Source organism: Vibrio sp. 10N.247.311.47, assembly GCF_041467535.1.
Taxonomy (GTDB): domain Bacteria; phylum Pseudomonadota; class Gammaproteobacteria; order Enterobacterales; family Vibrionaceae; genus Vibrio; species Vibrio crassostreae_C.
This window is the reverse complement of the sequence record NZ_JBFSUR010000020.1, coordinates 1-12,546: the sequence shown is the minus strand read 5'-3', so window position 1 is coordinate 12,546 and position 12,546 is coordinate 1. Positions and strand designations below refer to the sequence as shown.

9 protein-coding genes are annotated in these 12,546 nt (G+C 42.9%); 6 read left to right on the top strand and 3 right to left on the bottom strand.

Annotated elements, in window-relative coordinates; all coding sequences use genetic code 11:
* The first annotated feature begins 60 nt into the window (after positions 1-60).
* From AB6E51_RS13985 to AB6E51_RS13975, 3 genes are all read left to right on the top strand, one after another.
* Entirely contained in the window at positions 61-951 is an 891-nt protein-coding gene (locus tag AB6E51_RS13985) for a DNA/RNA non-specific endonuclease (protein WP_372050133.1), read from the top strand.
* A gap of 272 nt (positions 952-1,223) precedes the next feature.
* Positions 1,224-2,165, top strand: coding sequence for an HNH endonuclease (locus tag AB6E51_RS13980; RefSeq protein ID WP_372050132.1), 942 nt, complete (start codon positions 1,224-1,226; stop codon positions 2,163-2,165).
* Positions 2,166-2,498: 333 nt separating this feature from the next.
* Positions 2,499-7,580 carry an AAA family ATPase gene (locus AB6E51_RS13975; protein ID WP_372050131.1) on the top strand — a complete coding sequence of 1,694 codons (5,082 nt, stop codon included), beginning with the start codon at positions 2,499-2,501 and terminating at the stop codon, positions 7,578-7,580.
* Positions 7,581-7,680: 100 nt separating this feature from the next.
* Here AB6E51_RS13975 and AB6E51_RS13970 read toward each other — a convergent pair whose 3' ends face one another.
* The 3 genes from AB6E51_RS13970 to AB6E51_RS13960 form a co-directional block, all read right to left on the bottom strand.
* Positions 7,681-7,983 carry a hypothetical protein gene (locus AB6E51_RS13970; protein ID WP_372050130.1) on the bottom strand — a complete coding sequence of 101 codons (303 nt, stop codon included), beginning with the start codon at positions 7,981-7,983 and terminating at the stop codon, positions 7,681-7,683.
* Positions 7,984-8,124: 141 nt separating this feature from the next.
* Positions 8,125-8,604 carry a hypothetical protein gene (locus AB6E51_RS13965; protein WP_372050129.1) on the bottom strand — a complete coding sequence of 160 codons (480 nt, stop codon included), beginning with the start codon at positions 8,602-8,604 and terminating at the stop codon, positions 8,125-8,127.
* 803 nt (positions 8,605-9,407) lie between these two features.
* Complete coding sequence (locus tag AB6E51_RS13960; RefSeq protein ID WP_048662950.1) at positions 9,408-9,728, bottom strand: helix-turn-helix domain-containing protein; 321 nt, start codon at positions 9,726-9,728, stop codon at positions 9,408-9,410.
* Positions 9,729-9,842: 114 nt separating this feature from the next.
* Here AB6E51_RS13960 and AB6E51_RS13955 point away from each other — a divergent pair, with 114 nt between their 5' ends.
* From AB6E51_RS13955 to AB6E51_RS13945, 3 genes are all read left to right on the top strand, one after another.
* Complete coding sequence (locus AB6E51_RS13955) at positions 9,843-10,355, top strand: hypothetical protein (RefSeq protein ID WP_372050164.1); 513 nt, start codon at positions 9,843-9,845, stop codon at positions 10,353-10,355.
* On the top strand, positions 10,349-11,728 hold the full coding sequence (locus AB6E51_RS13950; RefSeq protein ID WP_372050128.1) for a DEAD/DEAH box helicase: 1,380 nt from the start codon (positions 10,349-10,351) through the stop codon (positions 11,726-11,728). The genes AB6E51_RS13955 and AB6E51_RS13950 overlap by 7 nt, the downstream gene beginning before the upstream one ends.
* Before the next feature lie 426 nt (positions 11,729-12,154).
* On the top strand, positions 12,155-12,361 hold the full coding sequence (locus AB6E51_RS13945; protein ID WP_372050127.1) for an antitoxin Xre/MbcA/ParS toxin-binding domain-containing protein: 207 nt from the start codon (positions 12,155-12,157) through the stop codon (positions 12,359-12,361).
* The last annotated feature ends 185 nt before the right edge of the window (positions 12,362-12,546 follow it).

Genomic DNA, 12,546 nt, shown 5'->3' with positions numbered 1-12,546 from the left:
CAAAGTGCTATGCTTACACTATAAGCGTTCCTCAACTGACAGAATAACAGGGAAGTGTCGATGAACCATTCTATCTTGTTGATTATGCGGCTGGCTTTGGCCGTGCCATATAGCTTCGCTGAAAATCAAATTCCTTATGAACACGACAAATGGGGCACTTTGCCGAAAGACACAACTAAAGACTTCATCGCCTTCACTGCGAGTATGGATTCCAAAGATGATAATGACGGGTTACCCGGAGAGGATGTAATAGGGGCACCGGAGTGGGTAGCTTATGAGATTAAGAAGTATGCTGAAGAGTGTATTCCTACTGAGAAGCGGCCAGAGTGGCGATCGGAGAGACGGTTTGTCGATGAGGGGATAGCACCGAAAGACAATAGTTATAGATACGCACGAGCGTTTAGAAGTGCTAACCCTGATTGGTATGTTCGTGGGCACCTCCAAATGAAGTTAATCGCAGAGAGGATTAGCCATGAAGCGGCAGCGCAAACACACACCTTTTTAAATGCGGTTCCTCAACGAGCTAAATTCAATGAAGGGATCTGGCTCGATTTAGAATACATCACCTCAGCTTGGGCTCAAGAGTATGGCAAGCTTTGGGTGGTGACTGGGCCGATTTATATCGACGGAATGCCCTCAGGCTATATAGGTGAAGAAAACGAATTCAAAGTCGCGATCCCCGATGCTTTGTTCAAAATAGTAATAAGGGAGCTCACAGAAGGAAAACCGGAGGTGCTCGCGTTTATTTACCCTCAAGTGGGGGCCGGTTACTACAACGGCACATATCAACACTTTCGTTACCTGACGACGATAGATGAAATTGAAGTCATGTCGGGATTATCATTTTTGAACAACCTAAGCTTGGCGGAGCAAAATCGTCTCAGAACCAGCTTGTCCAGTAAAATCTGGTCTCACAATCCAGAATCGATCAAAAGAGCTTGTCGAGATTGATGTGAGAGTTGATAGCTATATAACGCGCATCACAAAGACTGGGTATTAAGTTTAGTGACTTTTCATAGACGTAATTATGCATAATTTTCTAATTAACTAGAACTGCCACAAAACCAGCTAGGCTAACCCTGTTAGTTTAGCCTTCAACCTTTAACAGCTTTCCCCGACACCTTAGCAACCGTCTAACTCCCGTTTTGAAAACTGGAATTTGACGAAGGTTTGCTAGACAATATAGTGTCTAGATAATATCGGTTGATTACCTGAGCTAGGTTATGAATTACAAAACAATATATGAGAAAGAGCTAAACAATTCTGGCACAAATTTCTTCATACTTGATACTAAAGGAAGCGGTGTGAAGCATGATGATACGGACTTTGTAAAATACTCTTGGCGAACAAACAAATTTGGCCTAGTTAAGCCTGGGGACCTCTTCATATACCGTCGGCCGGGCAAGGCATCTGAAACCGGTAAGTTTTACTTTTTTGGTGCAGGTAAAATCGAGACAATTACCTCTGCGGTAGATTTAGGCATTGACGTAGATGATGAAACTCGCGTGAATGGTGCTATAAGTAAAGCGTACCCATTTATCAATAATCTTCACCCTGATGATCTCGACAATTTCAAATGGACGTTTAAAGACCGAAAGCCAGGCTCATGGATGTACTTCTTCAATCAATACGGAATGAACAAGATTGCTAGAGAGGACTTCATTGCCTTAATGGAGCTCGGAGCGAGGGATATTGAGTATGACAATGAAGCTGCTACAGAGGCGCTTCAAGATATCCAAAATGAAAACTACCATGCGGATGATGAAAGAAGTGAAGCGAATCGACGTTCGAAGCAAAGTGTCTTTTCAAATAAGGTTAAGAATAACTATGGGAATATATGTGCCATATGTGGAATTCAAACCAAATCCCTACTAATAGGATCACACATTATTCCATGGGCTACACGAAAGGATATCCGTCTCGACCCATCAAATGGAATTTCGCTTTGTGTTATGCATGACAAGCTTTTTGATGCGGGCTATATAACACTTAGCTCCGAAAATAAAGTAGTCGTTTCTGACGTTGTGAATGCCGATCTACCGCTAAAAGCTGTAACAGACCTGATTAAAGGGGTAAAAATTCACAGACCGAGAAAGTCACCACCCAAAGAAGAATACTTAAACTACCATCGCAATCAAGTGTTTGAAAGTTTTTTGAAAGACTAGCGTTCTCTTGAGAATTGTTCAATCAGCCACCTTTTTCGTCTAGATCATACTTTGGGGTGATCACAACTTTGGGGTTATTAAAGCTGACTCGTTTTTGCCCCAAAACGTGTTTGCATGTATAAAACCATCATAATATTTATTTGGTCAACAAGTTGTTGACCAAATACGAGAAATTGTATTCGTGAAATGCACTAAATATTCTTTGCGTACCGTTCTGATATTTGTACGCCCAAGGCTTAAGTTTTTTATTATAAAGTCAATGATTTCATATTCTTGATATATTTCTGAACGTCTGGTGTAATGGATCAAACCTTGAAAGAATAAAAGCTATAAATGAACTCTAAGTCTCAACTAATCAGCTATCAGCGGCAGCTTATCAAGTCCTTAGATACGCCTCTCTTAATCGAACTCAACAAAAAAGAAATGGACGCCATTGCTCCCAAACCCGAGCAATCGAGCGTCGATGTTTCTTATTTTCTTGCAAAAGCGATGTATGACGCCAACTCAGAGAGAAATGCGACGAACATCATTGTCATAGATGGACAAATAAAAGAAGGCACAGAGCCGTTTGTTCTTTTGGAGAGTTTGATTGAGCAGCTTCAAGATGAAATCAAAAATATTAAAAACGTTGAGATCGTCCGAGAGGTTATTAGTACCGGACTTGCGGTAGGGACTGGCGGATTACTCAATCAGTTTATTGGTACCTATGTTGACAAAGGGGTGGACTTTCTCTTTGACGATTTAGGCGAACGTTTTTCAAACATACTCTTCAATACGCTCACAGAAACCATTGATGTTTCTAACCAAATCACGGGTAATGTTGAGGGCTTAATTCAAGATGCCATTGCAAATGGCGTGGCAAGGATGACGGGCGAGCAGCCTAAACGTCCATTAAGTCTAAGTCGTGAGGCGATAGGGGAATTAGAGTTACTTTCGCAGACGTTTAGTAAAGCCGGGAAGCACGATATTTTTCAGCTGACTTTTAAGGTATTGCTCGCCACCTCCATTGGTTCCTCGAAACTACTCTATGTGAAAAACCCTCACAGGCTCGATGATAACTCTTTAGCGATCATCTCGTTGTTACTGTCATATGCAAAACACCGAAAAGACGAGGGCATGCATTTGGGCCTCTCTGTGGTTTACGCGCATTGCGATGAGGAGTGCCAGCCCTACGGTAAAGTGCCCAAGGCGTTAGAAACTAAGAAACGCCTTCTTGATGAGCAGCGCCGTTTCGCGCAGCGCTACGCGATGTTAGTGAGCCCAAATAATGAAGTACCCACTGTGGCTGCAAAGCACTCTCACTTTATTGGGAGAGAGAGTGAACTGCAAGCGCTTCGAGACCGCTTTGAGAAACATTCGGGTTTTACTATGATGGCAGTGAGCGGTGAGCCCGGCGTTGGAAAGACCACTCTCATTAAAAAGCATATCGATGACATTGCGCCTGAGCGCAGCGTTGTGCTTTCCATGCTTAACGAGAACGGACACAGCTCTCTCAATACAGGGCTTTGTTCTTTAGAGCAAAGTATTCTCGAGGAGGCAGCAAGGCTAGAGCAGCTAAAAAACTGGAAAGAAAAGAGCCTCGACTATTTCTTTAATCTGGATAAAGAAAAGCTGGTTGTCGATGCCATTGGTAAAGTGTTTAGTAACGTAGACAACTTCATCAATACCGGTTTGGCAGTCAAGCAGCGTCTTGATGTGGGATCTGTGCTTGAGAAGACCAAACAAGTGGGCAGCGGTGACTTGAATGGTGAGCACAGCAGCTACAAGCAGCAACAGTTTAATAAACTCGATAAAGCAATCAGCCTGCTGTGCAAGTTGGTTGACCCGAGCTCGCCACTGATGCTTTTTATTGACGATCTTCAATGGATTGATGAAAGTTCCAGTGAATACGTCCTAACTCATCTTGCCAAGCATTACTCCCTTTACGTAGTGACTTCGGTGAGGCCTAGTGATGCGGCGACGCTGTACAAGGTCCACGCTGAATCAAAAGACGAGAATGCCTTTAGGCTGTCATTGTTAAAGGCGATTGGTACTTTCGGTAGTGATGATACCGAGTATGCTCAGGGGATCGTCACACCGCAAGCAAGTAGCCTACACCTTAGAGGCTTCGACTGTTTTCAGCTTCAAGCATTTATCGAGAAGGTCGTCGCCGGCAATCAACAGCAAGCGGCTGAATTAAGTCAGGCGATTATCTCTCAGTTATCGGGTTCCAATGCAGAGACGGTCAATACTTTGTTTGCAATTGAAGCGATCAACATGCTTTGTGAGCAAAGGCTATACGATGGCATGGATGCAGAGCAATTAATTTTGGTTGAGCCTATCAGATTCAATGACGATGTGACGAGTATTCGCTATACGATGGAAAGAACGTTTGAATCCTTGCGTAGTAAGTATCATGACGCGTTCAAACAAGCCTCTTCAGTGCACGATACACTGCGGTTCAATCTATCAACGTACGCAGTTTTTGAAGAGAGGTTGCATCACCTTAAGCTGTATCTCAATGACTATGGTAACGCCGCAGCAAATACTTTGATTTTTTCATCGATACTTGGCACTCAGTTTTCGCCAGACAATGTATTAACGTTATTAAAATCCCTTCGAAACACACGAGACCCTTTGCTTATCCCCATGCAAGAACACGTCTTTGGAAAAGGGACGAACTTCTATATTCAGGAAGAGCACTATACGATCATCGAGCAGGTGTATGAGCTCCTGCGCCGTGTGGATTCGCCGCAGGAAAGCTACCGTCATTACCATAGCTTGTTGAACTACTACCTTGTTAGCCAACGAGAAAGTTTGCTTAGTCTAGTGTGTGGTACACCGAAAGAAAAATCATGGGTCGCGTTTTATGAGCTGGTTCTTGAAACGCTAGAGTCTATTGGGGCGCCTTTTGTTAGTGACAAACCGATTGCTCTCCTGGCCAAACAGGATGCAGATGAAGTGTTAAATCTTTTACTCATCAAAGATCGTTTGCTGAGGGAGGCTTTAAAGAAGGATAGCAATGTCTGGGCAAAGCGTTTTGTTCAAAATCGCATTGATTGGTTTAACGCTTGTTTTGACTTAAACCACGGATTAGTAAGCAGCTTGCCTATTTTCGAGACGTCTAGGATTTATTCGACTTATTTTGAGCGTTACCCAGGGGAGCATTATGCGTTTTACTGTGAATTGCTGCATTGCAAGTACAAGCTATTTTTGAAAGCACCGGCGAGGTGGCGAGCAAAGCATTGTCAGGAAAAAGTTTGTGAGGTCTTTGAGCAGTACCATGAAACGGGAACTAGCCCAGAGCTAGACATGAGGTATGCTTACCACCTCGTAACGTTATCAGAGTATTTGGTGGATGACTTTTACTCTTCAATTAATGACTTTCAAAAAGCCCATGATACTTGTAAAGATGCGCTTGAAATTATTGGGCGCTATGAACACCAGCTAACAGAGAATGATGAAAGCTGGGCCAAGCTCAAAGCTTCGGCGCTATTGGCCCTTGCCTCTACTGATGAATATCTGTGTTCCCGTAAGTCGTCACACCATAGCGAACGACAAGAATCCTTTAGCATCAGAGAGCAAGGGTTCTATCGTAACCCCGATTTTTGGCGGAACGACTACATTGAAGGTCTCACTTCGAATATGGTCTATTGCTTAACTCAAGCCGATGAAGCTAAGTACTCAAAAGGAGCACTGACAACTCGGACTTACGATCGTTACAATGAGTCGATGCGGCTTAGCACTGTCTTAATGGAGGCTATGAAGCCTCTACTGAAAGAAAACCCTCAGGCTTGGAATGAAACGTACATTCAGCACCTTCGAATAAAAGCGCTAATTTGTTTTGAAATGGAGCAATATGAACGAGCTGTGCACACTGAGGAGATGGCATTATCCATTCATAACGTATTGAGCCAAAAGGATGCACACTGCTCGGCAGCTGGTGACGTCATCATTCACGCTACACTTGCCAAGTATTGCTTACATGCACAGCACTATCAAGCATCTGTGAATCACTGTGAGAGAGCAATTACGAGTTTTCGTTCAAAGGAGGAGTGGCGCTCCTCGGTTGGACAAGACTACCTCAGGATCAAACATAAGGCCGTGGTTTTGGAAGTGGCAATAAGTTACGAGGAGGCGCTACTCAACCTACCTTCGGCTTACATGCAGATGCGGCAGAGCTCAGATGCTGTTACCAGTGTCATGGACGCAATGAACCATGTGACACAGCAGGTTAGCATGGACAATGATTTTAGTTGCCGAACCCTACTTTTGTCGGCGTTGACTTTCTGGAAGGCGGGTTACTCAGTGCGAGCTCGCGAGTATCATGATAAGGCTATGAGCCTAGAGAGCTTATCCGCTATTCATCGTCAAGATCGCCTGCTATTGTCACGCTATTATCATGATGTAATCCATTATGTTGAAGCCGAAGAACTAAGACAAACATATCGAGCACTGGGTATTAGTATTGTTCCTGTTAATGCTGATTGGGCGCGAAAGTCACTCGAATGCAGATCAGAAACACTACAGTCGCTATTGGGAAGCAATGACAGCTTTTTCTTGATTCCGGGTTTTCACTGTGACTATTGCGATGATGCTGAGCAGATCAAGGAAACGTTTTCGACTATGGTGCGCTCTTTCAATATCTACCCGCAGAACCTTGAAAAAATGCACTTTAAGGGAGCGCTTATCGCCGCAGCAGTCTATGGAGTGAGGCCCTTAGACCAAGGGGAAGGTTTATTACAGGCGAATGTCATAATTGATGGAAAACACCGGATTGTTAACTTGATAATCGGCGTTATGGCCCTATATGCCATCTGCGATGAGGTTGCGCCAATGGATGACGCAGCGAACTCCTCATTAAAGGATTGGATTCTTAACAGGATTGAACAGTTAAAACAGAACTTGCTGTCTTGCTTTACAGTATCTTCATGTCTGAAAAGGGAAGGGGCGGTTGGCACATACTTGCCGAAGGTGTTGGGGTGTCGAACTACGGAAAGACAAGTCGCGGATAAATACTGGAACTATTCTAATGAAGATATTGACCCGAGTTCGCCTTACTCGCAAGTTATCGAGGCCTTTGTTGAACGATATGTAAAGAAGGAAAGTAGCACTTCTCTTTCCGAGCAAAAAAGAAACAACCATTTTATTTTCGATAATGTGGATGTCGCAAAAGCTTGCCTGCTTGACGAGTTGGCATCATCATGGGACTGCACTTTGTCAGAGCTGGTTGAAGTGTGTCGATTGATTATAGATGGCAAGTTAGGCGTAGAAGGTTTTCCTGTTGATTATCAGACTGATGAACTAGACAAATATAAATTAGCACTAACAGTGATTGTTTTCGGGCACTCAATGTTGAAGCGAGTTTGTTGCACGTTTGCCATTGTAAATGAAACTGAAAACGCAGAGTACATGTATGATGCCTTGCATAATTAGGTCGTTTATTAGCGTGTAACGGAAATGTAACATAAGCAGCGTTTAGGTGCTCTAAGGCTAGTATAATTTCGAGGTGAGCAACCAAGTTGGGTGTTGATGGTTAAAAAAAATGTGGATAGCGCAGTTCAAGATGTTTAAGCTCTAGCTTCTCTACCTCCAATAAGCTGTGTTCATCTTGTTTTTCATATAGATAATCAATAGCACTCCCTAAGAGATATTCTTGAGTTAGCCCATCAACTAAAACATGCGTATCAAAATAGTCTTGCACTCTGACTTCGATTTCACCGACATAGGTAATGGGCCTCGGAAACAGGCAGTACAGTGCCTCGAAGTCGCATGGAGATACAATGATTGGGTGCTCAACCTTGCCCAGTAAAACTCTGATTAGTCCTTTAAATGTCATACTAAGCTCCCTTTGAGCACTACATAACTGATCTAAGTGCTGCATAGCTAATGGTTTCTATTTAGCCACCAGCTCTGCTGTGATTGCACGCAATGTATTGCATTAGTGCCTATTGCCACCTCTTATCAGCCGAAAGGTCGGTTAAAGGGCGCGGATGCGACTCAATAGTTGAGGGGTAACTCCTAACTCTGCCGATGACTTTAAGTATCGGCTTTGTTGATGTGCAAGTTGCCAATTTAACTTACTGCCACCACAGCACCACCATTGTTTTACCCCTAAATTTTCCGCATGCAAGAGCGTTCTTGCGGTAGTACCGCCACTCCCCATTCTCAGCTTTCCTCGCCAATCGATATCAGGAGCCAAAGATGCAGGACTGAAAACCTCTTGGTCTCGAACCCATTTATAGGATCTAAACGGCTCAACAGGGTAGATTTTCAAAGAGGCGTCCGAAACAGCTTTTTCAAGCAACCTCGCAGATACTGCGTCATGAGGTAGGCTGTCTGTGATGCTCATTGGTTGATAGCTGATAGTGAATTTCAGGTCATCAAAAAAGACTTCGTGGCTTTCAAGGTAGCGCTTTGAATAGAGAAGCCCAACCACATCGATATACAACACTCTCACAACAATTCCTTGTGCTCTGTTTTCGCCAAATATTGCTTCAATGCATGTTGGCTCCCTGAACCTCGATACAGATGATTATCGAGGAAAAACTCAACGGCATCTGGATTTGGCTTCTCTATACAAAAAGATTTAAACAGGGTTTTGTAAAACAACCAACTCTTGCACTCTACGATGACCCAGAAAAAGGATAGAGACGCTGCAAACCCGAAAAACCATTTGAGTTCGATATTCAATGTTAAGGCACTCAAAGTAAGTTGAGTAAAGCAGTATAAGCCGAACAAGATGCTCGCAATAAAGCCGAGGTTACACATTCGATTCACCCACGTTGGGATCTGTGCCCGCTCCATGATAAAATGAAGATGCTTCACTTCAACTCTCACCACTGCCTATCGCTCCAACAGTTAATAACCCTAAAGACACCAAAGTTGCTGATTTATAAGCTACTCTATCAATTAATCTTCGAAAGGGCACGAACAAAAATATTAACAGGTATCAATGTTTAGCCATTAAAGATGTGATGGTAATAAATAACAGATTTTGTTCGGACTTGGTGATGTGTTGTGGATCAGTTGACTTAGCCAAACGTTAGAGGATTTGCCATACCTATGGTTATCCGTTTGTTACTAATTTAGCGAAGCCACTGACACGTTTTTGTCCAGCTCCTTGCTTGGGAGTGGACATACTGTGTGGACGTACTCGGTAATTACGCCTTTGAATTCTGCCAACAAGAAACAGTAAAGGAAGATCCTAAATAGTACCTATTTAGTCAGGCCGCAGACCAAATCTAAGTCTGGATAGTGCAATTAGACTTCACGTTTACTTTTGGCTAGTAATGATGAAATTAATTCTTTCCTCTCACTCTCTGTCATTTGAGAAACAATACATGCTAGTTCTGCGGCGCTTGCATCTTCACAGAAAAAGTAACTTAAAGGCACACCTAGTTCATCGGCTAATAGCTTTAAGGTTTGTACGTCTGGTGTGTGTTTACCCTTCTCGTATTGATTCATTCTTGGGCTAGCAGAGCTTTCATCCATACCTATACGTACTCCCAATGCTTTTTGAGAGAGGTTTGCTTTTTTGCGGGCTTCTTTGAGCCGCACTGGAATTGGGTTTTCGAATGGCACTTAAGTTTCATTTCTCTGATCTCACGGTAACTAAGATTTTCTTAGTTTTACTGATTTCTGTATACTAAGCAATCCTTAGTATTTTAGTGGTGTATGCGGTACATGAAGCGTTCTTTGAAAATCAGTGATGAAATGCACAACCTATTGATTGAAAAAGAGATGGATGGTTTTTTAGTTGTTGAGCTAAGAGATGCATTTGTTTCGATTGATGACTCCTATGTTGATTTGGATGATGCTCGTCGTAAGGTTTATCGACAGCTCCTTCGTTTGGTGAAGAACAATTGGCTTCGAGTTGAAGGGACGGGGCAGCAGAAACGATACTTTCAAACAGACTTATTTAAAGGCCTTCAAATCGATACTGCATCAGACAAAACTAAGGTTACTTTTACCACCTCGTCTGCTTACTCGGTATTAAGACACGAACGCAATCAGTACAAAGGTGAGCTAGAGATTGTTTTTGGGGAGATTAATGAGTATCAATCTCTCTGTAGCCGCTTTCCTGAACTCGAGCCGAGGTTGCTTCCACTTCTTGAGCAAGCAAGAGTGCATTCAGCGCAGTTGTTAGGAAGAGTGAATGTACTCACCAGTGTTCTCAAAACACTTTGTGAGGACAACCAGTCGTGCTAAGGCAATGGCAGGCAGAATGCTCAGAGAAGGCATTACAGAAATACAGCTCAAACCAACAGCACTTTTTCTGCCAAGCAACTCCAGGGGCTGGAAAAACGGTACTGGCTGCGACGGTCGCTTCAAGGTTGATACAAGAGGACAAGATCGACCTTGTATTATGTTTCTCACCCTCTTTAACGGTTTCAAGTGGAATAAAGAAAACCTTTTCACAGATTCTAAATTGTACCTTTAATGGAGGGTTAGGTTCTATTGGACGATCTCTCACTTATCAGTCGATTCAATTTTTAAATGAAGAGTTTTGGCTGACGTTAAGAAATCATCGAGTTTTTGTGGTCTTTGATGAGATACACCACTGCTCTGGTACAGAGATTGAAAATGCGAATGTTTGGGGGCAACAAGTCCTTGCAAAGATTCAAGGACTCGCAACGTATACCCTTGCTATTTCAGGGACTCCGTGGCGTTCAGACTCTTTGCCGATAGTATTGGGACAGTACAGCGATCCTGACGGGATACTTTTGGTTGATTATCAATACACGTTGAAACAAGCAATCGGGGATAAGGTTTGCAGAGCCCCTAAGATTGTTTTGGTTGATAATGAACACTTGACCGTGACGAACGATGAGAAGGTGGAGTCTTTTTCTTCAATATTGGAAATGATTAAGCAGACTAAGGCCTCATATCAAAGCATCATTCATAATCCAGATGCAATGGAGTACTTACTTGGATTGGGCTGCAAAAAGCTTGCCGAAATCCGTGCTTTATCCCCGATGGCTGGAGGGTTAATTGTTGCTGCATCAGTTCAGCACGCACAAACAATTAAAAAGGTACTTTTTGAAAAGTATGCTCAATCGGTCTCAATAGTGACCTATCGGCATGAAGAGCCTTTAGCAGAGATTGAACGTTATAGACTAAGCGATACTCAATGGATTGTCAGCGTTGGAATGATTAGTGAGGGAACTGATATTCCGCGCCTTCAAGTGTGTTGTCACATGAGTTCTGTCAAAACCGAATTATACTTCAGACAGGTGCTCGGGCGAATTCTTCGTGTGAACGGCGCGACAAATCAACAAGCGTGGCTATTCACTTTTGCTGAACAAAGCTTGATTGACTATGCAGAAAGGATCGAACAAGATATTCCTGAGTCGTGTATATATGCAAAATGGGAAAAGTTTGCAGAAGCCGAGCCAGATACTAAGCGCAACCGTCTGAGCGAAAAGGGGGGGCTAGAAGAGAGAGGAGGACTTAGCTCTAAGTTGGTATGGAATAGCACGACAAGGAATACTGAGAATATTGATGTCGCATTTGGTGCGTTTGATGAGCTTCGGCTCGGAGCTTTTAAACAGCGGGTAATATCGGCATTTTTGGCTTCTTGAATAGGCCTATTGTTTTACCAAGTCGTTTGATTCAATATAAATTCAGCATTTCGACCTGTATTGCTTCTGGCCCGAAAGAGCTAGTAAATCCTGCTAGCTCAAAAATACCCCAAAACGTTTCAGGAGCCATAGTAAAACCCATAGGATTAGCTAATGAACAACTACCGAGGAATCCTCAGTAGTTGCAAAGTTTGCAACTACCCCTACATGCCCAATTGTCCAATAGCCTGTTGGATAAATTTTAATACCTAAGTTTTGCAAGAGGGTCTTGCAAAAATGCGAAAGAAGTTGTTTCGTAAATCGTCTTTACCCAATTATTGCTGAGCTCATTACTATCTATCCGTTCGCTAATCATTATTTGACCAACTTTTCCTGATGTAGGTATGGTGTATAGGAGTTATCATATAGATTTGGGCGGAGTTTAAGGTGAATAAAGAAACCAAAAAGAATTTTGATAAAGTATTTCAGGCTGCGTTAGCACTGTGTGGTAATGAAGAAGCTGCTAATCACTGGCTTAAGCACCCAGTTCGAGGACTTGGTAACAAACGACCAATTGATATGCTTTCGACAGCCGAAGATACCAAGGCTGTACTCAATTTGATTGGCCGTTTAGAGCATGGAGTGTTTTCGTGAGCTTTGTTGCTATAAACTTTTGCCCCAAAGTATGCCAGAGAGATTGAACTCAGTTTCATACCTGCAACTTGCCTTACTTTTCCTCATGCCTAAGGATCCAACAATGTAGCTAAATCTTCTAATCCACAATCATAGACAGAACCTTAAGCACTAAGCTCAGCGTAAATTCCGTCTAACGTAATGTT